Source organism: Pseudomonas sp. KD5 (genome assembly GCF_012932895.1).
Lineage (GTDB): Bacteria > Pseudomonadota > Gammaproteobacteria > Pseudomonadales > Pseudomonadaceae > Aquipseudomonas.
This window is the reverse complement of the sequence record NZ_JDWJ01000012.1, coordinates 157,885-180,614: the sequence shown is the minus strand read 5'-3', so window position 1 is coordinate 180,614 and position 22,730 is coordinate 157,885. Positions and strand designations below refer to the sequence as shown.

The window sequence follows — 22,730 nt, the reverse complement described above, 5'->3', positions numbered from 1 at the left end:
AGTCATCAGCCTTCGCTCAGGATTTATAGAAAATGCGTAAGTCATTGATGCGTATGACATTGCGTCAATTGCAGATCTTCAATGAGGTGTGCGATTTAAGGTCCTACAGCCGCGCAGCCGACGAAATGTCTCTCACACAACCTGCCGTGAGCCTACAGATTCGTCAACTCGAAGAGCTGATCGGTCAGCCCTTGTTCGATTACGTCGGCAAAAAGCTCTACATGACCGAGGCGGCCGAAGCGCTGCAGCGCGCCAGCCGGGACATTTTCGGCCGCCTGGAAAACCTCGATATGCAGCTGTCGGACATGCAAGGCTCATTGCAAGGTCAGCTGAAACTGGCGGTGGAGTCCAGCGCCAAGTATTTCGTGCCGCACCTGTTTGCCGCGTTCAAGCGCCAGCACCCGGAAGTGAACCTGCACCTGACGGTGGTCAACCGTGGCCAGGTCATCCGGCGCCTGTCGGATAACCGTGACGATCTGGTGATCATGTCGATGGTCCCCCAGGACATGGGGCTGGAATTCCTGCCGTTCCTCAATAACCCGATTGTAGCCGTGGCGCCGCCGGATCATCCGCTGTGCCATATGGGGCCGCTGCGCTTGCAGGATCTGGAGCCCTACACGCTGCTGTTGCGCGAACCCGGTTCCGGCACGCGGCTGGCCTGCGAGGAGTATTTCAAAGAGAAGCGCGTGCACTTCACCCAGACCCAGGAGGTCGCGTCGGCGGAAGCTCAGCGTGAATGCGTGCTGGCGGGTCTGGGCCTGGCGCTGCTGACGCGCCACGCCCTGAACCTTGAATTGGCGACCGGCGCCCTGATTGAGCTACCGGTCGAGGAGCTGCCGCTGCTGCGTAGCTGGTGCCTGGTGCAGGCCAAGGCCAAACGGCTATCGCCGGTGGCCCACGCATTCCTTGCGTTTATCCGCAGCGAACGGGCGCAAATCAGCGCACTGGTTGAGCGTTTCGACGGGAAGTTACCGGTGCTGCCTGCCAGTAGTTGAGTTCGAGGTCGTCGGGAAATTCGCCGATTTCGGCCAGAAGCTGGCGGCGCTCGCAGCGATCTTCGATGGCGCGGCGAAATTCCATGCGGCGCTGGTCTTCTTGCTGACGACGGGTTTTGACAGCGCTGTTGCGTTCTTCGTAGGGCTGGGCCATTTCGAGTCTCCCAAGGCGAGTACGGGAGTTTCAAGATAGGCGCGAGGGATGACGGTTTGGCGGCGGGAGGGTTACAGAACGATGAAACTCACTGGCTGACCGCGAACCTGTGGCGAGATAGCTTGCTCCCGCTGGTTCGCAAAGCGGCCCTAAGATTTTGCGACTGCTGCGCAGCCGAGCGGGAGCAAGCTCCCTCGCCACAATTCCAGCCAGAATCAATCGTCCAGCGCTTTTACTGACTTTGGCGACAATCGCAAGCTGCGAAGGCTGCGCTTGACGCTTTTCAAGTGATTGACCAGGCTCGGCCCACGAGCCATGGCCACGCCCATCGCCAACACATCGATCACTACCAGGTGGGCGATGCGCGACGTCAGCGGCGTGTAGATTTCAGTGTCTTCGTGCACGTCGATCGCCAGGTTGACGGTCGACAGCTCGGCCAACGGTGTCTGGCTCGGGCACAGGGTGATCAGCGTGGCGCCGCTTTCGCGCACCAGGTTGGCGGTGATCAACAGGTCTTTTGAGCGACCGGACTGGGAAATGCAGATCGCCACGTCGGTCGGCTTCAACGTCACCGCCGACATCGCCTGCATGTGCGGGTCGGAATACGCCGCCGCAGTCAGCAACAAACGGAAGAACTTGTGCTGGGCATCCGCCGCCACCGCACCGGAGGCGCCGAAGCCGTAGAACTCGACACGCTGGGCCTGGGACATCGCGGTCACGGCTTTCTGCAACGCTACCGGGTCAAGTTTCTCGCGAACTTCCATCAAGGTGTGCAGGGTGGTGTCGAAGATTTTCAGGCTGTAGTCGGCAACCGAATCGTCTTCATGGATCGCGAATTGCCCGAAGCTCGCGCCGGCCGCCAGGCTCTGCGCCAGCTTCAGTTTCAAATCCTGGAACCCGGAGCAACCGATGGCGCGGCAAAACCGCACGATGGTCGGCTCGCTGATGCCTACGCTGTGGGCCAGGTCGGCCATGGAACTGTGCATCACCGCCGCAGGATCAAGCAGCACGTGGTCGGCGACCTTGAGCTCCGACTTGCGTAACAGGTGGCGTGACTGGGCGATGTGTTGCAGCAGATTCAAGGGGCTGGACTCTTTGTTATTGGCAGTTGCCGGGGATGTAGCACGCTTGTAGTTATACTACATGAATCGGCTTTTTGCCTGCTCAATGCGTAACTCTATGTCCCCATATCACGCGACATATGCTCCATGTAGCACCTACGAGGTTTTTTCGTCCGCGCGCAACAGCTCAGCCAGGTCAGCAGCCTCAACCGGACGGCTGATCCAATAACCCTGCACTTCATCGCAATGCTCGACCTTCAAAAACTCCAGCTGCTCCGGCCGTTCGACGCCTTCAGCCACCACTTTCAACGACAGACCATGGGCCATGGCAATAATCGCCCGGGTGATCGCCGCATCTTCACTGCTCTCCCCCAGCCCACGGATAAATGCCTGATCGATCTTCACGTAATCCACAGGAATACGTTTGAGGTAGCTCAGAGACGAATACCCGGTACCAAAATCGTCGATCGCCAGCTTCACCCCCAGATCGCGCAATTGCTGGAAGGTCGCGATGATGTGCTCGACGCTGTCCAGCAACTGGCTTTCAGTAAGTTCCAGTTCCAGGTAGTGCGGCGCCAGACCGGTTTCCTCCAGCACCTGACGCACCAGGCTGACCAGTTTCCCCTGACGCAGCTGATGCACCGACAGATTGACCGACACCCGAATCGGCTCAAGCCCCTGACGCTGCCATTCGCAGGCTTGCCAGCAGGCCTGACGTAATACGAACTCGCCGATAGCGTTGATCAGTCCGGTTTCCTCGGCCAGACCAATGAAATCCCCCGGCGGCACTCGACCCAGGGTCGGGTGATCCCAGCGCACCAACGCCTCGGCAGCATTCAGCCGACCGGTGGCGAGGCAGAGTTTCGGTTGATAAAACACCTTCAACTGCTTTTCTTCGATGGCTTTGCGCAATTGGTTCTCAAGCTGCAAACGCTCGAGCGTGCTGGCCTGCAGGCTGTCGGTATAGAACTGGAAGTTGTTGCCGCCCAAGTGTTTGGCATGCTGCATGGCCATGTTCGACTGGCTGACCAGCGCGGAAATCTCCCGCGCGGTGTCCGGCAACAGACTGATGCCCATGGACGCGCTCATCACCAGTTCATGCCCCTCGACGGTGATCGGCAAACGCAGCTTGGTCGACAATCGGGTCGCCACGCGCGCCAGGCTCGACAGGTTGCCGTAGGCGTCGAACAGCACCGCAAATTCATCGCCTGACAACCGGGCGATGGTGTCTGCTTCCGGCAACGCATTGACCAACCGCCGGGCCATTTTCTGTAACAGCTGATCGGCGATTTCGTGGCCGAGGCTGTCGTTGAGCAGCTTGAAGCGATCCAGATTGATGTGCAACAACGCCAGGCTGCGTCGACCGCCCTGGCGCACCCGCTGATGAGCCTCGCTCAGTCGTTCACGGAACAACGACCGGTTGGCCAGCCCCGTGAGCTCGTCGTAATGGGTGAGGTAGCGCATACGCTCTTCGGATTCACGCCGAGCGGACAGATCAGCGAAGAAGCCAACAATATGACTGACATTTCCCCGCATATCGCGCACGGCATTCAGTTGCAGCCACTGCGGATACAACTCGCCATTCTTGCGGGTCTCGACCAACTCGCCCTGCCAACTACCGTGCTGCTCCAGCGCCTGACGAATCGCCGCGTAATGCCGACGGGCGTCGCGGCTGCAAGGCAAATCGACCACGTTGCGCCCGAGCATGTCGCCGATTTCATAGCCAGTCACCCGACTGAAAGCCTGATTGACTGCGATCAGTGCGTAATTCGGGTCGAAAATCACGATGCCTTCGCTGGCCGCCTCGAACACCGTCGCCGCCAGTTGGCGCTGTTCTTCCAGGTGCTTGCTGGCGCTGATGTCGCGGCGGGTGCCGACCATGCGGATCACCCGGCCGTTTTCACTGCGCTCGACCGCTCGACCACGGTCCTCGATCCAGACCCAATGGCCATCGCCATGCCGAACGCGGTACTCGATCTGATAATCCTCGGTGCGGCCCTTCAAATGCTCGACCAGCGCCCGCTTCAGCGCTGGCAAGTCGTCGGGGTGCAGCCTCGGCTTGAGGTGGCGGAGCATCGCCGTCACGTATTCCGGCTCCAGCCCGAACAACTCCTGGAGCTGAGTGTGATGAACTTCGTCGGTCTGCAGGTTCCAGTCCCACAAACCGAGCTCACTCGCTTTCAACGCCAGCGCCAGCCGCGCTTCGCTCTTGCTCAAGGCCTGGTTGGCCGCGTCCAGTTCCAGACTGCGTTGGGCGACCCGGTTTTCAAGGTCGACCTGGGTTTCGCGCAATTCTTCTTCGGCGCGACGACGCTGGTCGATTTCCCTGGCCAGTTCGTGATTGAGTTGCTCGCTGCGACTTTGCGCCTGCTGCAAGTGCTCGATCAGCGCCTGATTTTGAAAACGCCGCAACAAACCCTGATCGATCAACCGATTGACCTGCCAGGCGACCACGCTCAACGAGCCCAGCAGAATCAGCCCGAACCAGCCCCAGCCCTGCTCCTGTTCATCGCCGCCCCAGAACAGATAGCCGATGGCGGGCAACAGACAGGGCAAGGTAAAGGATAGAAATGCTGGCAGGCTGACCGCATAAGCGACGCTGGCCGAGAGGGCCGCGGCGCCGATCAGGCCGAACACCCACGCTTGCTGGATGAAATTGTCAGCGGGCACCAGCGCGATGCCGGCACCGGCCAGGGTCAGGCCGGTCATCGCCGAACCGAGCAGAAACATGCGACGCCAGATCGGATGGGCCTGACGGTGGGGAATCGCCGAATCGAAGGCCGCGACCTGAATCACTCGCAACGCCACCAGCGACAGCAACCAGATCAGCCAGACGCTGACCACGAAGTAACGCTGCGGGCTCCAGAGCAACCCGGCGCAGACCAGACCGTTGATCAACATGAAAAGCGTCGGCAAGAGCGAGCCCTGGTACAGCAGACGCGTGCGTTCGACCGCCATCTCCATGGCGTACTGTTTGCGGATAGCCCGAGGCTCCACGGAGGGGCCCGACAGGTCGGAGCTGAGGGTCATAGGCGATGTTCTTGTTCTTATAGTTGAGCATGCGAGCCCGAATTGTGGACGGAGCATACACAAGCAAATGCCCGGACCAAACTGCCTCAGGTCATAAAATAGACAAAAGTTTTAGTCGCCCGCATCCGGCGCAAAAGCCGCCAGGCGAGCCCCGTCCCTGCTTGCAGCCAGTGACCAACCGGTCATCGTCGATGCTTCTTTCATCGGCTAAGGCAAAGCTCGGTTTGCCCGGTGTGACGGCGCACCCTAGAATGCCCCGATGCGCGATGATCTCTCCCTTCTGCTGAACTCCCTCAACGATGCCCAACGCCAGGCCGTAGCTGCCTCCGTGGGTCGTCAGTTGGTCCTGGCCGGTGCTGGCTCCGGTAAAACCCGAGTGCTGGTGCACCGTATCGCCTGGTTGATCCAGGTCGAAAACGCCTCGCCCCACTCCATTCTGTCGGTGACCTTCACCAACAAGGCCGCTGCCGAGATGCGTCATCGCATCGAGCAGCTGATGGGTATCAACCCGGCCGGCATGTGGGTCGGCACCTTCCACGGCCTGGCGCACCGCTTATTGCGGGCGCACTGGCAAGAGGCGGGCCTGAGCCAGACCTTCCAGATTCTCGACAGCGACGACCAGCAACGGCTGGTCAAGCGGGTGATCCGCGAGCAGGGCCTGGACGAGCAACGCTGGCCGGCCCGGCAGGCCCAGTGGTTCATCAACGGGCAGAAAGACGAAGGTCTGCGTCCACAACATATTCAAGCCAGCGGCGATCTGTTCCTGGCGACCATGCGCAGCATTTATGAAGCCTACGAGGCTGCGTGCCTGCGCGCCGGCGTCATCGACTTCTCCGAACTGCTGCTGCGCGCCCTCGATCTGTGGCGCGACCACCCGGGCCTGCTCGCCCATTATCAGAAACGCTTCCGGCACATTCTGGTGGACGAGTTCCAGGACACCAACGCCGTGCAGTACGCCTGGCTGCGTCTGCTGGCCAAGGGTGGCGACAGCCTGATGGTGGTCGGCGACGACGATCAGTCGATCTATGGCTGGCGCGGCGCGAAAATCGAGAACATCTATCAGTATTCCGACGACTTCCCGGATGCCGAGATCATTCGTCTGGAGCAGAACTACCGCTCCACCGCCGGGATCCTCAAGGCCGCCAACGCCCTGATCGCCAACAATACCGGGCGCATGGGCAAAGAGCTGTGGACCGATGGTGGCGAAGGCGAAGCGATCAATCTGTACGCCGCGTTCAACGAACACGATGAAGCACGCTACGTGGTTGAAACCATTGAAAGCGCGCTGAAAACCGGCTTGGCTCGCAGTGATATCGCGATTCTGTACCGCTCTAACGCCCAATCGCGCGTTTTGGAAGAAGCCTTGCTGCGCGAGCGCATCCCGTACCGCATTTATGGCGGTCAGCGCTTCTTTGAACGGGCAGAAATCAAGAACGCCATGGCTTACCTGCGTTTGTTGGAAGGCCGTGGCAACGATGCGGCCCTGGAGCGGGTGATCAACGTTCCGGCCCGTGGCATCGGCGAAAAAACCGTCGAAGCGATTCGCGATCATGCGCGCCACAGCGACGTGTCGATGTGGGAAGCCATGCGTCAGCTGGTGGCCAACAAGGGCCTGACCGGGCGCGCTGCCGGTGCTCTTGGGGCGTTTATGGAACTGATCGAGAACCTCGCCGCCAAGTGCATGGAAATGCCGTTGCACCTGATGACCCAGACCGTCATCGAGCAGTCGGGGCTGATCGCCTACCACCAGGCGGAAAAAGGCGAGAAAGGCCAGGCCCGGGTAGAAAACCTTGAGGAACTGGTCAGCGCCGCGCGCAACTTCGAAAACCCGGAAGAGGACGAAGAGCAATCGCCACTGGCGGCATTCCTCGGCCACGCCTCGCTGGAGGCCGGGGACACCCAGGCCGACGAGCACGAAGACAGCATTCAGCTAATGACCCTGCACAGCGCCAAGGGCCTGGAATTCCCTTACGTGTTCCTGGTGGGCATGGAAGAAGGCCTGTTCCCGCACAAGATGAGCCTGGAAGAACCCGGCCGCCTTGAAGAAGAGCGGCGTCTGGCCTACGTCGGTATCACCCGGGCGATGCAGAACCTTGTGCTGACTTATGCTGAAACCCGACGCTTGTACGGCAGCGAGACCTACAACAAGGTGTCGCGTTTCGTCCGTGAAGTGCCCAAAGGCCTGATCCAGGAAGTGCGACTGTCCAACAGCGTCAGCCGTCCGTTCGGCGGTGGCCAGCAGCAGAGTTCCAGCAGCCTGTTCGGCGGCAGCGAGATCCCGGACACCGGGTTCAGCCTCGGCCAGACTGTGCGGCATTCGGTGTTCGGCGACGGTGTGATCCTGAATTTCGAAGGCGCCGGTGCTCAGGCGCGGGTGCAGGTGAACTTCAGCGAAGGCAGCAAGTGGCTGATGCTCGGTTACGCCAAGCTGGAAGCGATCTAAAACCTGCCAGTGATTTAATGTGGGGGCGAGCCTGTTCGCTCCCACAAGGTTCTTTGTTTCAGATTGATCTTATGAAAGGCGCGAAAGCATGGGCTCGGGTTTCTTTTCTTCCTGGACATTCTGGGCCCTGATGTCGGCGGCGTTTGCCGCCATGACCGCGATCTTCGCCAAAATCGGCATCGAAAACGTCAACTCGGACTTCGCCACGCTGCTGCGCACGGTGGTGGTTTTGGTCAGCCTGGCCTTGATTTTGTACGCCACGGGCCAATATCAGTCATTAGGATCGATCTCGGCCAGGAGCTACCTGTTCCTGCTGCTGTCGGGACTGGCCACTGGTGCCTCGTGGATCTGCTACTTCCGCGCGCTGAAACTGGGGCCGGCCTCGTTGGTCGCTCCGGTGGACAAACTCAGCGTGGTGCTGGTGGCGGTGCTCGGCGTAATCCTGCTGGGCGAAAAACTCGACCTGCGCCAATGGGGCGGAATCGGCCTGATTACGGCCGGTGTCGTCATGCTGGCGCTGCGGCGCTAAGCATCCTTCCTACAGAAGCTATCCACTCGTCCTACTGACGAACGTTAACAGGCCTTATTGCGCAGACTGAAGCTGAACAGAACCTGTCAGGCAAAAGCCCGAAACACTCTGCCGCTAGCCAGTGACACTTCAGCTGTGCAACATGGCGCGCGTGCCATCCACAAATGGGAATTCCCTTTATGAAACGTTTTCTTAGCATCGCCATGGCGTTGTGCATCGGCCTGACGATGAGCCTGGACGCCAACGCCAAGCGCTTTGGTGGCGGCAAGAGTGTCGGCGCTGCGCCGACTCACCAGACCAGCCAAATGGCTCCTTCTTCTCCTGGCGTGGGCGGTGCAGCCGCCACTGCCGGCGCGGCCGGTGCCGCTGGCGCTGCCGCCAAGGCCGGCGGTGCTTCGCGCTGGCTCGGCCCTCTGGCCGGTATCGCGGCCGGTGGCCTGCTGGCTTCCATGTTCATGGGCGGCGGTTTCCAGGGCATGCAGTTCTTCGACATCCTGATCATGGCGGTCATCGCCTTCCTGGTCTTCCGCTTCATTGCCGCTCGTCGTCGCAAGCAGCAGGAGCACCTGGCTCCGGCCGGCGCGCCGATGCAACGTGAAGTGTTCGAGCAGAAGCCTGCCATGGGTTCGATCTTCGGCGGTTCGGCTGCACCTGCCGCACGCCCAGTGATCAATGCTCCGGCCTGGTTCAACGAAGAGCGCTTCGTCGAAGCCGCACGCAACCATTTCCAGTCCTTGCAACAGCACTGGGACGCCAACGAAATGGACAAGATCGCCGAGTTCGTAACCCCGCAACTGCTGGAGTTCCTCAAGCGCGAACGTGCCGACCTGGGCGACGGCTTCCAGTCGACCTACATCGACAACCTCCAGGTACAACTGGACGGCGTTGATGACCGTGCGGACAAGACCATCGCCACCCTGACCTTCAGCGGCGTGTCGAAGACCTCGCGTTTCGACCAGGGCGAAGTGTTCAGCGAAAGCTGGAACATGGAACGTCCACAGGGCGAAAACCAGCCTTGGCTGGTAGCAGGTATCCGCCAGAACGGCTGATAACTCCGCGCTTTCGCATGCTGTAATGAAAACCCCGGCTCTGCCGGGGTTTTCTATTTCACGGTTGCATCTATAGCGAGCTACTGTATAAACCGCCCCAACTAAACCGCGCCATCAAGCAAGAGGATCCCGGACGTGGAAGAAATCATCGAACAACTGCGTGAAGCCAACGAACCGGTACCGGTCCCCTTGGAGTTGCCCGACGAAGATCTGCTGGTAGAAATCGAAGAACAACTGTTCATCGACATTCCCTTCGTATTCAGAGAATTCCTGCTGACCGTCAGCGATGTAGTCTACGGCAGCCTGGAGCCGGTGACCGTCACCGACCCGCAATCCCACACCTACCTGCCGGACGTTGCCGCCAACGCCTGGGACGCTGGTGTTGATCGCAGCCTGATCCCGATTTGCCAGGACGGTGACAACTACTACTGCGTCGAAGAAGACGGCACCGTGGTGTTGTGGCTGGCCGAAGAAGAGTTACTCGCCGAAGAAACCTGGGAATCGGTCTGGCACTGGGCACGGGACGTCTGGCTGGAAAGCTGATTTACCCCTGCACGACTTGTCAGTGGCTTGACGAATCCTTGTGGTTGTCCAGGGTTTCCAGCAAGGCCACCTGCATCCGCGTATGCACGCGGATGAACCAGCGCCAGAGCAGCGCCGCCACCGCGGCCGCGACCACGACAATCAGCACCAGCAACTTGTTGGTCGGCAGAATACTGGCTGACAAGGCTGCCAGCAGCAGGAAAATCACCAGCAGCGAGAGGATCGGGATCACTTCGGCGATCACCCGACGCACTCGCTGCGTGTGACGGCCGGCCATCTCCGGCTTCACCCCCATTTCTGCCAGCAGCATCGACAGCGCCTTGAGCTTGCGATAGGCGGCGATCAGGAACGGCAGCGACAACAGCAACGCCCCGCCCCAGATCAACGCTTTTTGCCAGCTCGGGTCGCTGATCCAGTCTTGCAGGTAAACGGACATGCGCTCGGCGAAGAAGGCGCCCGATAAAAAGATCGCAACCACCAGCGCCAGATTGACCCCCACCTGCAACAGAATCCGCCGAATCATCGACGCCAACAGCGCGCCCTCGCCCTGAGGCTGGATGCTGCGCAGCCATTCGCCATACATCCCCAGCACACGAGCCAGACGCTGCGGCATCACGGCAGCAAGCTTGATCGACAGCGGATCGGCCGCGCGGATCAGATAGGGCGTCAACAGCGTGGTGATCACCGAGACGGCCACAGCCACCGGATAGAGAAAGCTGCTGGTGACCTGCAGCGTCATGCCCAGCGCGGCGATGATGAAAGAGAATTCGCCAATCTGTGAAAGCCCCATCCCCACGCGCAGTGAGGTGCGTCCGTCATTGCCGGCGATAAACGCGCCGAGGCCGCAGGACAGCATCTTGCCCAGCACTACCGCCACAGTGATCACCACAATCGGCCAGGCGTATTGCAGCAGGATCATCGGGTCGAGCATCAGGCCGATGGCGACGAAGAAGATCGCACTGAACAGGTCGCGAACCGGCTCGATCAACTGCTCGATTTTCAGCAGCTGGCGAGATTCGGCCATGATCGCACCGATCAGGAACGCGCCGAGAACCATGCTGTATTCAAGCTTGACCACCAGCAAGCAGAAGCCGAAACACAGGCCCAGCACGGTAATCAGCAACATCTCATTGCTTTCGAATTTCGCCACATAGGCCAGTAGTCGCGGCACCAGCAGAATGCCGATGACCAGTGCGACAATCATGAACAGGGAAAGCTTGCCGACGGTGGAAAATACTTCGCCGGAACTGACCGTACCGCTGACGGCGATGCTCGACAGCAAGGCGATGATGCCGATACCGAGGATGTCCTCGACGATCAGTACGCCAAAGATCAACTGCGCAAAACGCTCGTTCTTCATCTTCAGGTCATTGAGCGCCTTGACGATGATGGTGGTCGAGGAAATCGCCAGGATCGCGCCGAGGAACAGCGAGTCCATGGTATTCCAGTCGAACCAGCGGCCGATTTCGTAGCCGATCCAGATCATCAGGACGATTTCCAGGAAGGCCGCGATAAACGCCGTGGCGCCGACCTTGAACAGCTTGCGCAGGCTGAACTCCAGCCCCAGGCAGAACATCAGGAAAATCACCCCGAGCTCGGCGAGGGTCTTGATGGTTTCTTCGTCGTGGATCAGGCCGAAGGGCGGCGTGTGCGGGCCGATAATGAAACCGGCGACGATGTAGCCGAGCACCACCGGTTGTTTGAGACGATGAAAGAGCACGGTCACCACACCCGCAATCAACATGATCACTGCCAGATCCTGAATGAAACTGATGGCATGCATGGTGTGTGGCTCCTTCGGGGGTGGGCTTTTGAAGGGTAACACCACGACTTCCGGCGCAAAGACGGTGCAATATATGGAAACAGATCGCTTCGGGCGTGACGGCGCCTCCCCGCCCGGCGTCCCGATAACTGTTGGTTTGAAAAACACCGACAAGCACCCACAGAGGTGTAACCCCCAACCCCTGCCTTGAACCCGTGAGTACGTTATGGAACCCGGAAACGCCCAGCTGTCGATGACGGTATTGATGACCCCCGACATGGCCAACTTCTCAGGCAATGTCCACGGCGGCACCCTGCTCAAATACCTCGATGAAGTGGCCTACGCTTGCGCCAGCCGGTATGCCGGCCGTTACGTAGTGACCTTGTCAGTGGATCAGGTGATCTTCCGCGAGCCGATTCATGTCGGTGAGCTGGTGACCTTTCTGGCCTCGGTCAACTACACCGGTAATACCTCGATGGAAGTGGGCATCAAGGTCGTGACCGAGAACATTCGCGAGCGCTCGGTGCGCCACACCAACAGCTGCTTCTTCACCATGGTCGCGGTGGATGACCAGCGTAAACCGGCCTCCGTCCCGCCACTGCAACCGCAGAACAGCGAAGACAAGCGTCGATACATGCAAGCCCAGCAGCGTCGGCAGATTCGTCAGGAACTGGAAAAGCGCTATCAGGAAATCAAGGGCGACGCCTGACGTGTTCAGTCTTTAGATCGCTTTCGCGGGCAAGTCGGATCGCCGCACCGCTCGCTCCTATGGGTAATGCGCCATCCCTGTGTAGGAGCGAGGCTTGCCCGCGAAGCTTTTAAAGGCTGATCGCCATCGCCTCGAACCGCACCCGCGGATGGGCGATCCGGTCCTGCGCTCGCACCAGTTCCAGCTCATAGCTGGCGCAAGCCTGGGTTTCCAGCAACACTTCATGCACCGCCGCCGCGGTGAACTCAAAGGCGCTCAGCAGACTGTCACCCAGCAGCACGCGCGCCAGGAACAGCCCGGAAGTCAGATCGCCAACGCCCACCGGCTGACGCGGAAACGCCAGCAGCGGCCGACGCAAGTGCCAGCTGCCTTCAGCGGTCACCAGCAACATCTCGAAGCCATCCGCCAGTTTGCCGGGATAGTCCAGATGCTTGACCAACACCGCCTTCGGGCCGCGCGCCAGCAGCGCCCGCGCCATGGCCAGGCAATCGAACAGTGACTGCGCCTTGCGCCCCGAGAAGCTGTTCAGCTCCAACTGATTCGGGCACATGAAGTCGGCTATTGCCGCTGCCTCTTCCAGCAGGAAATCGCTGACTTCGGCTGGAACGCTGCAGCCTTTCTCCGGATGGCCCATCACCGGGTCGCAAAGGTATAAGGCTTTGGGATTAATCGATTTGATTCGCTCCACCCCCGCCAGAATCGCCCGGCCCTGGGCAGCGCTGCCGAGGTAGCCGGACAACACGGCATCGCAGTTGCCCAGTTCGCCAATCGCCGCGATCCCCTCCACCAATTCCGGAATCTGATGCGGGGCCAGCACTTCCCCGGCCCACTGGCCATATTGCGTGTGGTTGGAGAACTGCACGGTATTGAGTGGCCAGACGTTCACCCCGACCCGCTGCATCGGGAAAACCGCGGCGCTGTTGCCAGCGTGGCCGAACACCACATGGGACTGGATGGCGAGCAGATGGGGCGTACGTTTCATGCGGTGAGTTTTCCATAAACCGATTGAAATTCGAGCCGCGCAGTATGCGACTAAACGCAGCCTGTACGACAGACCAGAGACGCAGTTAAGCTGGCACTATCTTGTTGGAGCACCCTGTTGATGCTGACCCTCGGAAATATCTTCGTGTTCATGCTGCTCGCCACCGGTGGCGCATGGCTGTGGCACAACCACGGATTGCGTGAACGCGCTCTGGAGCGGGTTCAGCAGCATTGCGCCAAGTTGCGGATCGAGTTGCTGGACGGCAACGTAGCTTTGAAAAAGATCGCTTTCATTAAAGACGCCAACGGCCGTCGGCGCCTGGCCCGTGTGTATAACTTCGAATTCACCGTGACCGGTGAAACCCGCCACAACGGCACCATCACTCAGTTCGGCGCCCATAGCGCACAGATCGAGCTCGCGCCCTACCCAATGCCATTCGACGACACACCACCGGTGGTCGAAGTCGCAAAACCCAGCGCCGAGGTGATTGAATTGAGCCAGTGGCGGCAAGAACACACCAAGTGGCGTCCCTGAAGATTAAAAGATCGCACCATAGGAGCTGCGGTCTTTTGATCTTCACCCCGACCGGCAATCGGCCAGATCTCTTTGCAGTGACTCAACATCCTGCACTTCACTGAAAATCAACTCGATGCGCGAATCCCGTTGCCATTCGCTGGGCTGCCAATCCAGTAGCGAGTTATCCAGTGCGTTGGCCGACACCCAGCCCTCGACACTGTGGATAACCAGCTTCGCCCGCAGCCATTCAAGGCTCTCAAGCCACTTTCCAACAAGCACTGCATCGAACGTCTGACTCGGATGCCAGCGCCAGCCGACGCTCCAGCCACCCTCTTGCGCCTGACTCAAGCAAATCGGCTGGGCGGGGTCAGTCCAGATGGCCGGCATCTGCGCCAGCCCCTTGGGCACGATGAAGTTATCCACACCCGCGACAGCCTGAGCCTTGAGGCCCGGTAACTCGCTCAGCGGCAAGACAGCTTGCTGCGTCCAGTACAAAGGACGCGACGGCAACTGTGCGACAACTCGCTGGCGATCACTGTCGTCGAGGCTTTCCGCCTTGTTCAGCAACAGCAACCCGGCACTGTCCAAGGCTTGCTGTTGCGCCGCTGGCAGCGGTTTTCCGGCCGCGAGTGCCCGGGCGTCCAGTACCAGCACGCAAGGCTGCACCGCCAGGACGCCTTGCCACGGCGCCTCACTCAATTGCCTGAGCAACTGAGCCGGATGCCCCAGTCCGGAGGGTTCGATAAACAGTCGATCCGGTCGTGCCTTGCGCAGCAACCGTCCGAGGCCGATCTGAAATGGCGCACCATTGACGCAACACAAACACCCCCCGGCCACTTCCCCCAGTGCGATACCATCGGCGTCCTGGGTCAGCAGCGCAGCATCCAGGCCGATCTGGCCGAATTCGTTGATCAGCACCGCCCAGCGCTCACCGGCCGGCCGCTGCGCCAGCAGGTGCTTGATCAGGCTGGTCTTGCCGGCACCCAGCGGGCCGGCAATGACGTGGGTGGGAATGTTCTGCAACATGGTCGAAGTTTTCTGAGGAGGTAAAGGATGCGGTTGATGGGATGGTCGTTGCTTCTGGCACTCACGTCGGGTGAAGCGCTGGCCCAGGCCTGCGTGGTACATAGTACGGCAGCGCGGCTGGACGTGAAGGTCTGCCAGCAGAACCGCAACATCCCGGAAAAACTGTTCGCCGACGGCTTCTGCCAGCCGAATCTGGCCGGGCAGAAAGTCGAGGTGCAGTACGTCGACCAATGCCCCGCCGGCGCGTTCGGGGTATGCAGCAACGCTCAAGTCGCCAATATGCCTTACCGGCAGGATATTCACTATTACGGCGTGGCCACCGATGCGGCGTATCTGAAGCCGTTTTGCGAAGCCCAGAGCCAGGGAACCTGGCTCAAACCTTGAGCCGTCAGCCCAGCCAGTCGAGGGTCAGGATCAAACGACGCTCGCCCGGTGCCGGCTGCGGCGAACGGTGAACCAGACCGAAACCTTCGTTGCCGTGCCACTTCTCTCCTTTAAGCAGCGCCACTTCGCCGCTGGCGATACGCTGGATCAGCGAATCATCCTGGGGTTCGGCGTCAGGCTCGCCTAATCGGCGGCGATCCATCGCCCCTTCTTTCAGCCATTGGCTGCCGGTCCCTGCGTAGGTAGTGATCAACCGCACCGGCACATGATCGACGTGGAAACGCGGGCACATGGCTTTGTCCAGAACCCGCAGGCGCAGGCCGACGCGTTGGGCGCCCAACAGGCAGGCGAACGCGCTGACCAGCCAGGAAACGTCGGCGATAAAGCCTTCGTAGCCTTCAAGATCGCTGAAGCCTGTGGCTAAACCGTGGAGATTGGGTTCGGCGTCATCACTGGCCATTTCAAGGGAAAGCGACTCGGCCAGCGGCTGGTTCAGGGACAACAGCAAGCGACCGAAATCGGCAATGTGCGCCGGCAGTTGGCGCTGCCAAAGGGCGAGGTTCACACCGTCGTCCAGAATCCCGGTCAGCACCTTTGGCGTTTCACCTTGAACCTGAGCAATGACCGGTCGCAGCTTCAGACTGGGCGCCAGCATCAGGCAGCCGCCTCTTCGTGCCAGGGACCGAACGGATCGGGCAACAACCGCCAACCCTCGACGCCCAGGGCCATTTCATCATCAGTCAGCAGGCAGTTATCAAGTTCGGTGGTGAGTTGTGCAAAGTCGATGTTCTGGCCGATAAACACCAGTTCCTGCCGGCAATCGCCGGTGGCGGCCGTCCAGTTCTCCATGATCCCGGCGGTGCTTTCTTCGTCTTGCGGCCACTGGTTTTTCGGCACGAAACGCCACCAGCGCCCGGCAAACCCGTGACGCATCAAGCCGCCGGCCTGGGACCAGCTGCCGGCATCCATGTGTTTGCTGGCCAGCCAGAAAAAACCCTTGGAACGCAGCAGTTTGCCGTTCACCCACGGGCGATCGATGAAGCTGAAAAAGCGCTGCGGATGAAACGGTCGCCGCGCCCGATAAGCCGTGGAGGCAATGCCGTACTCCTCGGTTTCCGGCACGTGTTCACCGCGCAATTCCTGTAACCATCCTGGTGCCTGAGCGGCCTTCTCGAAGTCGAAACGCCCAGTGTTGAGGATCTTCTTGAGTGGCACCTCGCCCATGACCATCGGAATGATTTCGGCCTCGGCATTGAGCCGTTCGAGGATCGCGATCAGCTCCTGGCGTTCGCGGCTGCTGATCAAATCGATCTTGCTGATCAGGATCACGTCGGCGAATTCGATCTGCTCGATCAACAGGTCAGTGATCGAGCGCTCGTCCTCCTCGCCCAGGGTTTCACCACGGGAAGCGAGGCTTTCGGCGGCTTGGTAGTCGAGCAAGAAGTTCATGCCGTCGACCACGGTGACCATGGTGTCGAGCCGCGCAATGTCGGCCAGGCTCTGCCCTTCTTCATCGCGAAAGGTGAAGGTTTCCGCCACGGGCAGCGGCTCGGAAATGCCGGTGGACTCGATCAGCAGATAATCGAAACGACCGTCCCTGGCGAGTTTGCTGACTTCTTCGAGCAGGTCTTCGCGCAAGGTGCAGCAAATGCAGCCGTTGCTCATTTCCACGAGTTTTTCTTCGGCACGGTTCAGGCTGACATCGCGTTGAACTTCGCTGCCATCGATATTGATCTCGCTCATGTCGTTGACGATCACCGCGACCCGCAAATTATCGCGATTACGTAGTACGTAATTAAGCAGTGTACTTTTTCCGGCGCCGAGAAAGCCCGACAGGACAGTCACGGGAAGACGATTGGGCATCAGGTATTCCTCACAGGGATGCCCGGTCGCAATGTCGGGCTTAATTTATGTTATAGTATAACAACACAAACAAACCACTCCCCCTCTTGCCCACAACGACAAAGGGCACGATGCTTTAGCCCGTCCGCCCCTTGAGAAATGCCATGGGAAACGCCCTGAGATTCTCGTTACTGAGCCTTTCGTTGCTGATCGCGGTCAATGCCTGGGGACAAGTCCCCAGCCTGGCCAAATGCACCCGTAGCGCCAACCTGCTGGCTTGCGTGGATGCCGACGGCAATGCCTACAGCGTTAATACCGTGGGTAGCACGATCTACTTGCGCGGCTTCGAAGTGGCCGGCAAACGCCATTGGGCGCAAACCAACAGCCGCTACGGGCAACTGACGTTCTTTACCGGCCTCGCATCCGATGGCGAAGCCTGGGTCGGCTACAACCGTCGGGTTGGCTGGACAACCATCAATCGGTTCTCCAGTTCCGGAGGCAGCAGCGCGAAGTTCACCTGTAGCCGGATGACAGGTTGCTAGGCCTGTGCCTTTTTCTGCTCCTGCTGCCAGGCAATATAGCTGTTCATTGGGGGATTCTTCTGGAAGTAACGCTGCAAGCCTTCGAATAAACCATCCGCCACGGCCTGCTGATGCCGCGCCGTCACCAGTCGCTGGCTGTCGCGGGCGTTCGAGATGAAGCCGGTTTCCACCAGAATCGATGGCACATCCGGCGACTTCAACACGGCGAAACCCGCCTGTTCCACACGCTTCTGATGCAGCGTGGTAATGCCCGCCAGACTGCCGAGCACCGTGTTGCCCAACTGCAAACTGGCGGCGATGGTGGCGTTCATCGACATGTCGAGAATCACCCCGGCGAGCATCGGATCCTTGTCCTTGAGATTGAGCAAGCTGGTGGCGCCCAACAGGTCCGCGCCGTTCTCCCGTTGCGCCATGAAACGTGCGGTGGCCGAGGTCGCACCACCTTCGGACAGGCAGTACACCGACGCACCTGAAGCCGTGAGACGCGGTGCTGCGTCCGCATGGACCGAAATGAACATGTCGGCCTTGTGCTTGCGGGCGATCTCCACGCGCTTGCGCAGCGGGACGAAGAAGTCGTCGTTACGCACCAGTTTCACGTCGAAGCCCTTTTCACGCTTCAGCCTCTTGGCCAACAGCTGGGCGATCGATAGCACCACGTCTTTCTCCCGCTCACCTTTGGCGCCGACCGCGCCCGGGTCTTTGCCGCCGTGACCAGGGTCGACCACCACAATGATGTCGCGCTTGGGATGAGCCTTGTCGATGATGGGCTCACGTTTGTCCGACGGCGCCGCCGCGATCTGTAGCGGAGCAATGGCCTTCATATCGAGCACCAATCGGTGCCCCTGCCCATCCTGTGGCGGCAACAGGAAGCTGTTGAGCTGCACCGGACCGCTGAGGTCGAGGACGATCCGCGTGTCGCCCTGACCGAAATGCCCGGAACGGATCGCGCGAATCACCGAGTTGTCGAGCGCCAGCTGACTGAAGTCGCCACTGAAGTTGGCGCCACTCAGATCGATGATCAGCCGCTCCGGAGCACTCAGGGAAAAGGTTTTGTACTGCACCGGCCCGCTCAGATCGAACACCAGTCGCAGCTCGTCGTCCGAACGCCACAGTCGTGCATTGCGAATTTGCGTGGCCGACACACCAAAAGGTAACGCAAAGGCTGCGCTGGCCAGAATCAGGTTGAGCAAGTGACGTCTGTGCATGATGAAAACTCGTTCACGAAAAAGGCATCGTCGATTTGATTGTTATAATATAACATACCAAATCAACTCCCACGATGGACCTGCTCATGAATGCGCTGACTCTGCCGGATATCGCCGCGCAGGCCTCACGCCAAGCCCTGCCACTCGATTGGGTGGGCATGTGCGGCATTGCTCTTCCTGTTTTATTCGATGGCCAGCGACTGAGTGCAAAAGCCGACGCTGGCGTTAGCCTCGACGATGGAGAGGCGCGTGGCATCCATATGTCGCGGCTGTACCTGGCGCTGGAAATGCTTGAGCAGGAAAACCTTTCACCCGCGTTGTTGCGGCGAGTCTTGCTGAGTTTTCTCGAGACTCATGAAGGACTTTCCCACAACGCTTACCTAAAAATTCACACCGAACTTCTGCTCAAAAGACCCGCGCTCGTCAGTCCGTTGGCCGGCTGGAAAACCTATCCGGTGAGCATCGAAGCGAGTCTGAAAAACGCGATGTTCCACGTGGAACTAAAAATCGACGTTCCATATTCCTCAACCTGTCCATGCTCAGCAGCCCTCTCGAGGCAGTTGATTCAGCAGCAATTCGTTGATGACTTCGCCAATCAACCATTGCAACACGCAGACGTTCTGGCTTGGCTCGGTTCCACGAAAGGCATCGTCGCGACGCCGCATAGCCAACGCAGTAATGCGCAATTGCAGCTGCGTCTGGATGACTATCTGGATGACCTGCCACTGATCGCCGCGATCAACGACGCGGAAGCCGCTCTCGGCACCGCTGTGCAAACCGCCGTGAAACGCGCCGACGAACAAGCTTTCGCCCTCGCCAACGGTCAGAACCTGATGTTCTGCGAAGACGCCGCGCGACGCCTGAACCTGGCATTGAGACGCTCCCCGGGCATCAACGCCTTCAAAGTGCGAGTCGTCCACGCCGAAAGTCTTCATGCCCACGATGCCGTCGCCGAAAGCCGCTGGAACTGGGAGGCCGCATGATCCGATGCCAAGCCTTGCGCTGGGGCGCACCCGGTCAGCCGCTCACTCCAGCAGTTGATTTCGAACTGCCCAAGGGGAGTCTGACCGCCGTCATCGGCGCCAACGGGTCGGGCAAAAGCAGCCTGCTGAAAGTCATCGCCGGCCTGCAAAAGCCACTGGCCGGCAACGTCGTCATTGATGTTCCACGCAAGGGTGGCCTTTCGTTCCTGCCTCAGCAACAACACCTGGACCGACAATTCCCCATCAGCCTGCAAGAGTTGGTGGCCGCCGGTTTTTGGGGCAACAAGCAAACTCCGGAAATTCGCAGCCAGCGACTCAAGGCTGCATTGGAAGACTGGTGCCTGACCAGTCTGAAGCATCGCCCGTTGATGGCCCTCTCCGGAGGCGAATTGCAGCGTGCCCTACTCGCCCGATTGAGCCTCGCCGAAGCGCCCTTACTGCTGCTCGACGAACCCCACGCCGCACTCGACGAACTCGGCCAGGCGCTGCTCTGGAAACACCTCCACGCCTGGCATGCAGACGGCCGAACCCTGGTCGTGGTGTGTCATGACTTGGCCGCCGTGCGCCAACAGATTCCACAAGCGCTACTGATCAAAAGCAGCGGCTGCGTCCTCGGTCCCAGTACCGAGCTGATTCGCCAACAACCTCAGACGCAGGTGGCTTGATGATCGCTGCTGCTCACCTTTGGCAACCGTTTCACGAATTCGTATTCATGCGTCGAGCACTGCTGGGTGGCCTTGTTCTGGCCTGTAGTACGGCGCCGCTTGGGGTGTTTCTGATTCTGCGGCGCATGAGTCTGATCGGCGATGCAGTGGCTCACGGCATCTTGCCCGGCGCTGCACTGGGTTTCTGGTTCGCCGGGTTGAGCCTGCCCGCACTGACCCTCGGCGGTCTCGGTGCCGGCCTGAGCATGGCCGGACTGGCCGCCTGGATCACCCGTCGCACCGGCTTGCGGGAGGACGCGAGCCTGGCCGCGATTTACCCGATATCGCTGGCCAGCGGCGTGCTGATCCTCGGTATCGCCGGCAAGCGGCTGGACCTGTTGCACCTGTTATTCGGTTCGGCGCTGGCGGTCGATGGCCCGACCTTGACCGGCATGCTCTGGGTCTCGGGCTTCAGCCTGATCGCCATGGCCCTGATCTACAAACCACTGTTGCTGGACACCCTCGACCCGCTCTTTCTGCAAACCGTCAGCCGCCTCGGGCCGCTGGCTCACGGGGTATTTCTGACGTTGGTGGTGCTGAACCTGGTGATCGGTTTCCAGGCTATCGGCGCGCTGATGGTGGTCGGTTTGATGATGCTGCCGGCCGCCGCTTCTCGCTTCTGGAGTCGTCGTTTGCCGGTGCTGATCATCATCGCCGCGTTGCTCGGCAGCCTCTCGGTCTGGCTCGGATTGTTGCTGTCGTTCTACTACTCGCTGCCCAGCGGCCCGGCAATCGTGCTGGTGGCTGGCGGTTGGTATCTGCTGTCCGTGGTGTTCGGTCCGGTACACGGTTTGCTGCGCCGCCCGCCTTTGCTCACATCCCCATGAGGTGTAACCCGATGCGCGCTTTACTCGTGCTATTCAGTCTGATGCTGTCGATGTCGCTGTCTGCCGCGGAAAAACTCCAGGTGATCACCAGCTTCAGCATCCTCGCCGACATGACCCATCAGGTCGGCGGCGACCATATTCAGATCACCAACATGGTCGGTCCGGACGCCGATGCCCACACCTACGAACCGACGCCGGACGATGCAAAGGCATTGCTCAACACCAGACTGATCATCAAGAACGGGCTGGGTTTCGAGCCATGGCTGGACCGCCTGGTGACCAGCACCGAAACCAAAGCCCCGGTCATCAACGCCAGCCACGGCGTCATTCCGCGCTCGCTGGATGAAGACGGCGAAATCATTCCCGACCCGCACGCCTGGCACAACCTGGCGAACACCGAGTTGTACATCAGCAACATCACCAAAGCGCTGATCGCCGCCGACCCTGCAAACAAAGCCGACTACGAACACAACAGCCAGGCCTATCTGAAAAAGATCTACGCCTTGCTCGCCGAGGCTAAAACCAAGCTCGGTTCGCTGCCGCCGGGTAATCGCAAAATCGTCACCTCCCATGATGCCTTCGGCTATCTCGGTCAGGCTTACGGCATCAACTTCATGGCGCCGCAAGGTCTGTCCACCGAACGCGAACCTTCGGCCGCCGAAGTCGCTGCGCTGATCACACAGATCCGTCAGGCCAAGGTCAAAGCGGTGTTCATGGAAAACATCAAGGACACGCGCCTGCTCAAGCAAATCGCTGATGAAAGCGGCGCGCATATCGGTGGCACGTTGTACTCCGATGCCCTCGCTGCAACTGGCCCGGCCAACACCTTCACCGGGCTGTTCGAATACAACCTCAACACTTTGTACGAGGCATTGAGCAAGCCATGATCCGCAAGAATCCTTCAGGTGATCTGCCATTGATTGCGGAGTCGGCGTACGTGGATAAAACCGCAATCATCTGCGGCAAAGTGGTGATCGGCGAGAACGTCTTCGTCGGCCCCTACGCAGTGATTCGCGCCGATGAAGTGGACGACTCGGGCGAGATGGAAGCAATCACCATCGGCGCCAATTCGAACATCCAGGACGGCGTGGTGATCCACTCCAAGTCCGGCGCGGCGGTGACCATCGGCGAGTTCAGCTCCATCGCCCACCGCTCCATCGTCCATGGCCCCTGCAGTGTCGGCAATCGCGTGTTCATCGGTTTCAACAGCGTGCTGTTCAACTGCGCGGTGGGCGACGGTTGCGTGGTGCGGCACAACTCGGTAGTTGATGGTCGTGACTTGCCTGACGCCTTCTACGTGCCCTCCACCACACGCATCGGCCCCAACACCGACCTGTCGCAGTTCCCACCCGTCAGCGTCAGCGCCTCGGAGTTTTCCGAAGACGTAGCGCGCACCAACGTCGATTTGGTGCGCGGCTACAAAGCCCTGCAGAACGAGTTCTGA

23 protein-coding genes are annotated in these 22,730 nt (G+C 60.0%); 14 read left to right on the top strand and 9 right to left on the bottom strand.

The window, feature by feature from the left end:
- The first annotated feature begins 32 nt into the window (after positions 1–32).
- On the top strand, positions 33–995 hold the full coding sequence (locus tag AF70_RS24845; RefSeq protein ID WP_007934452.1) for a LysR family transcriptional regulator: 963 nt from the start codon (positions 33–35) through the stop codon (positions 993–995).
- Here the strand turns inward: AF70_RS24845 and AF70_RS24840 are convergent.
- The 3 genes from AF70_RS24840 to AF70_RS24830 all read right to left on the bottom strand — a co-directional run bounded on the left by AF70_RS24840 (position 937) and on the right by AF70_RS24830 (position 5,240).
- Positions 937–1,149 (bottom strand): PA3496 family putative envelope integrity protein, encoded by a 213-nt coding sequence (locus AF70_RS24840; RefSeq protein WP_019020903.1) that lies wholly within the window; start codon positions 1,147–1,149, stop codon positions 937–939. The genes AF70_RS24845 and AF70_RS24840 overlap by 59 nt on opposite strands.
- 215 nt (positions 1,150–1,364) lie before the next feature.
- A complete protein-coding gene (gene hexR / locus AF70_RS24835; RefSeq protein ID WP_017850032.1) occupies positions 1,365–2,231 on the bottom strand; it encodes a transcriptional regulator HexR in 867 nt (288 codons plus the stop codon).
- A gap of 135 nt (positions 2,232–2,366) precedes the next feature.
- Positions 2,367–5,240: an EAL domain-containing protein gene (locus AF70_RS24830; protein ID WP_019580378.1), complete on the bottom strand. Its 2,874-nt coding sequence runs from the start codon at positions 5,238–5,240 to the stop codon at positions 2,367–2,369.
- 259 nt (positions 5,241–5,499) lie between these two features.
- On the opposite strand from AF70_RS24830, the gene uvrD reads away from it, so the two are divergent.
- The 4 genes from uvrD to AF70_RS24810 all read left to right on the top strand — a co-directional run bounded on the left by uvrD (position 5,500) and on the right by AF70_RS24810 (position 9,804).
- Positions 5,500–7,683, top strand: coding sequence for a DNA helicase II (uvrD, locus tag AF70_RS24825; RefSeq protein ID WP_028940102.1), 2,184 nt, complete (start codon positions 5,500–5,502; stop codon positions 7,681–7,683).
- 88 nt (positions 7,684–7,771) lie between these two features.
- Entirely contained in the window at positions 7,772–8,212 is a 441-nt protein-coding gene (locus AF70_RS24820) for an EamA family transporter (RefSeq protein ID WP_007934436.1), read from the top strand.
- A gap of 179 nt (positions 8,213–8,391) precedes the next feature.
- Positions 8,392–9,261 (top strand): Tim44 domain-containing protein, encoded by an 870-nt coding sequence (locus tag AF70_RS24815; protein WP_019651287.1) that lies wholly within the window; start codon positions 8,392–8,394, stop codon positions 9,259–9,261.
- Between the two features lie 135 nt (positions 9,262–9,396).
- Positions 9,397–9,804 (top strand): SMI1/KNR4 family protein, encoded by a 408-nt coding sequence (locus tag AF70_RS24810; protein WP_007934432.1) that lies wholly within the window; start codon positions 9,397–9,399, stop codon positions 9,802–9,804.
- Positions 9,805–9,823: 19 nt separating this feature from the next.
- Here the strand turns inward: AF70_RS24810 and AF70_RS24805 are convergent, their stop codons facing one another.
- Complete coding sequence (locus AF70_RS24805) at positions 9,824–11,587, bottom strand: cation:proton antiporter (RefSeq protein WP_028940101.1); 1,764 nt, start codon at positions 11,585–11,587, stop codon at positions 9,824–9,826.
- A 205-nt stretch (positions 11,588–11,792) separates the two neighbouring features.
- Between AF70_RS24805 and AF70_RS24800 the strand changes: the two genes are divergently transcribed.
- Positions 11,793–12,275 (top strand): acyl-CoA thioesterase, encoded by a 483-nt coding sequence (locus AF70_RS24800; protein WP_007934430.1) that lies wholly within the window; start codon positions 11,793–11,795, stop codon positions 12,273–12,275.
- A 109-nt stretch (positions 12,276–12,384) separates the two neighbouring features.
- On the opposite strand, the gene pdxY is transcribed toward AF70_RS24800, so the two are convergent.
- The gene (gene pdxY / locus AF70_RS24795; protein WP_028940100.1) at positions 12,385–13,257 is read right to left on the bottom strand and encodes a pyridoxal kinase PdxY; all 873 of its coding nucleotides are present in this window, start codon (positions 13,255–13,257) and stop codon (positions 12,385–12,387) included.
- Between the two features lie 120 nt (positions 13,258–13,377).
- Here pdxY and AF70_RS24790 point away from each other — a divergent pair, with 120 nt between their 5' ends.
- Positions 13,378–13,791: a DUF3301 domain-containing protein gene (locus AF70_RS24790; RefSeq protein ID WP_019580374.1), complete on the top strand. Its 414-nt coding sequence runs from the start codon at positions 13,378–13,380 to the stop codon at positions 13,789–13,791.
- A gap of 42 nt (positions 13,792–13,833) precedes the next feature.
- Here the strand turns inward: AF70_RS24790 and AF70_RS24785 are convergent, their stop codons facing one another.
- Positions 13,834–14,799: a GTP-binding protein gene (locus AF70_RS24785; protein WP_028940099.1), complete on the bottom strand. Its 966-nt coding sequence runs from the start codon at positions 14,797–14,799 to the stop codon at positions 13,834–13,836.
- A 27-nt stretch (positions 14,800–14,826) separates the two neighbouring features.
- Between AF70_RS24785 and AF70_RS24780 the strand changes: the two genes are divergently transcribed.
- Entirely contained in the window at positions 14,827–15,183 is a 357-nt protein-coding gene (locus tag AF70_RS24780) for a hypothetical protein (RefSeq protein WP_028940098.1), read from the top strand.
- 4 nt (positions 15,184–15,187) lie between these two features.
- Here AF70_RS24780 and AF70_RS24775 read toward each other — a convergent pair whose 3' ends face one another.
- A complete protein-coding gene (locus tag AF70_RS24775; RefSeq protein WP_028940097.1) occupies positions 15,188–15,838 on the bottom strand; it encodes a DUF1826 domain-containing protein in 651 nt (216 codons plus the stop codon).
- Positions 15,838–17,046 carry a zinc metallochaperone GTPase ZigA gene (gene zigA / locus AF70_RS24770; RefSeq protein WP_028940096.1) on the bottom strand — a complete coding sequence of 403 codons (1,209 nt, stop codon included), beginning with the start codon at positions 17,044–17,046 and terminating at the stop codon, positions 15,838–15,840. The genes AF70_RS24775 and zigA overlap by 1 nt, the downstream gene beginning before the upstream one ends.
- A 143-nt stretch (positions 17,047–17,189) precedes the next feature.
- Here zigA and AF70_RS24765 point away from each other — a divergent pair, with 143 nt between their 5' ends.
- Positions 17,190–17,567, top strand: a complete 378-nt coding sequence (locus tag AF70_RS24765) for a hypothetical protein (protein WP_028940095.1) — start codon at positions 17,190–17,192, stop codon at positions 17,565–17,567.
- Here the strand turns inward: AF70_RS24765 and AF70_RS24760 are convergent.
- Complete coding sequence (locus AF70_RS24760) at positions 17,564–18,772, bottom strand: N-acetylmuramoyl-L-alanine amidase (protein WP_028940094.1); 1,209 nt, start codon at positions 18,770–18,772, stop codon at positions 17,564–17,566. The genes AF70_RS24765 and AF70_RS24760 overlap by 4 nt on opposite strands.
- Before the next feature lie 86 nt (positions 18,773–18,858).
- Between AF70_RS24760 and folE2 the strand changes: the two genes are divergently transcribed.
- Genes folE2 through AF70_RS24735 form a run of 5 tightly spaced genes read left to right on the top strand, consistent with a single transcriptional unit; the run spans position 18,859 to position 22,730 of the window.
- The gene (folE2, locus tag AF70_RS24755) at positions 18,859–19,755 is read left to right on the top strand and encodes a GTP cyclohydrolase FolE2 (protein ID WP_019580367.1); all 897 of its coding nucleotides are present in this window, start codon (positions 18,859–18,861) and stop codon (positions 19,753–19,755) included.
- A complete protein-coding gene (locus AF70_RS24750) occupies positions 19,752–20,420 on the top strand; it encodes a metal ABC transporter ATP-binding protein (protein WP_028940093.1) in 669 nt (222 codons plus the stop codon). Before folE2 ends, AF70_RS24750 begins: the two co-directional genes overlap by 4 nt.
- On the top strand, positions 20,420–21,286 hold the full coding sequence (locus tag AF70_RS24745; RefSeq protein ID WP_028940092.1) for a metal ABC transporter permease: 867 nt from the start codon (positions 20,420–20,422) through the stop codon (positions 21,284–21,286). The genes AF70_RS24750 and AF70_RS24745 overlap by 1 nt, the downstream gene beginning before the upstream one ends.
- A gap of 11 nt (positions 21,287–21,297) precedes the next feature.
- Positions 21,298–22,173, top strand: a complete 876-nt coding sequence (locus AF70_RS24740) for a metal ABC transporter substrate-binding protein (protein ID WP_028940091.1) — start codon at positions 21,298–21,300, stop codon at positions 22,171–22,173.
- Complete coding sequence (locus AF70_RS24735) at positions 22,170–22,730, top strand: DapH/DapD/GlmU-related protein (RefSeq protein WP_019580363.1); 561 nt, start codon at positions 22,170–22,172, stop codon at positions 22,728–22,730. Before AF70_RS24740 ends, AF70_RS24735 begins: the two co-directional genes overlap by 4 nt.

Bases quoted from the DNA above. Each gene is read 5' to 3' on its own strand.
- AF70_RS24845 (WP_007934452.1), top strand. From the start codon at position 33: ATGCGTAAGTCATTGATGCGTATGACATTGCGTCAATTGCAGATCTTC.
- AF70_RS24840 (WP_019020903.1), bottom strand. From the start codon at position 1,149: ATGGCCCAGCCCTACGAAGAACGCAACAGCGCTGTCAAAACCCGTCGT.
- AF70_RS24830 (WP_019580378.1), bottom strand. From the start codon at position 5,240: ATGACCCTCAGCTCCGACCTGTCGGGCCCCTCCGTGGAGCCTCGGGCT.
- uvrD (WP_028940102.1), top strand. From the start codon at position 5,500: ATGCGCGATGATCTCTCCCTTCTGCTGAACTCCCTCAACGATGCCCAA.
- AF70_RS24820 (WP_007934436.1), top strand. From the start codon at position 7,772: ATGGGCTCGGGTTTCTTTTCTTCCTGGACATTCTGGGCCCTGATGTCG.
- AF70_RS24815 (WP_019651287.1), top strand. From the start codon at position 8,392: ATGAAACGTTTTCTTAGCATCGCCATGGCGTTGTGCATCGGCCTGACG.
- AF70_RS24805 (WP_028940101.1), bottom strand. From the start codon at position 11,587: ATGCATGCCATCAGTTTCATTCAGGATCTGGCAGTGATCATGTTGATT.
- AF70_RS24800 (WP_007934430.1), top strand. From the start codon at position 11,793: ATGGAACCCGGAAACGCCCAGCTGTCGATGACGGTATTGATGACCCCC.
- pdxY (WP_028940100.1), bottom strand. From the start codon at position 13,257: ATGAAACGTACGCCCCATCTGCTCGCCATCCAGTCCCATGTGGTGTTC.
- AF70_RS24790 (WP_019580374.1), top strand. From the start codon at position 13,378: ATGCTGACCCTCGGAAATATCTTCGTGTTCATGCTGCTCGCCACCGGT.
- AF70_RS24785 (WP_028940099.1), bottom strand. From the start codon at position 14,799: ATGTTGCAGAACATTCCCACCCACGTCATTGCCGGCCCGCTGGGTGCC.
- AF70_RS24780 (WP_028940098.1), top strand. From the start codon at position 14,827: ATGCGGTTGATGGGATGGTCGTTGCTTCTGGCACTCACGTCGGGTGAA.
- AF70_RS24775 (WP_028940097.1), bottom strand. From the start codon at position 15,838: ATGCTGGCGCCCAGTCTGAAGCTGCGACCGGTCATTGCTCAGGTTCAA.
- zigA (WP_028940096.1), bottom strand. From the start codon at position 17,046: ATGCCCAATCGTCTTCCCGTGACTGTCCTGTCGGGCTTTCTCGGCGCC.
- AF70_RS24765 (WP_028940095.1), top strand. From the start codon at position 17,190: ATGGGAAACGCCCTGAGATTCTCGTTACTGAGCCTTTCGTTGCTGATC.
- AF70_RS24760 (WP_028940094.1), bottom strand. From the start codon at position 18,772: ATGCACAGACGTCACTTGCTCAACCTGATTCTGGCCAGCGCAGCCTTT.
- folE2 (WP_019580367.1), top strand. From the start codon at position 18,859: ATGAATGCGCTGACTCTGCCGGATATCGCCGCGCAGGCCTCACGCCAA.
- AF70_RS24750 (WP_028940093.1), top strand. From the start codon at position 19,752: ATGATCCGATGCCAAGCCTTGCGCTGGGGCGCACCCGGTCAGCCGCTC.
- AF70_RS24745 (WP_028940092.1), top strand. From the start codon at position 20,420: ATGATCGCTGCTGCTCACCTTTGGCAACCGTTTCACGAATTCGTATTC.
- AF70_RS24740 (WP_028940091.1), top strand. From the start codon at position 21,298: ATGCGCGCTTTACTCGTGCTATTCAGTCTGATGCTGTCGATGTCGCTG.
- AF70_RS24735 (WP_019580363.1), top strand. From the start codon at position 22,170: ATGATCCGCAAGAATCCTTCAGGTGATCTGCCATTGATTGCGGAGTCG.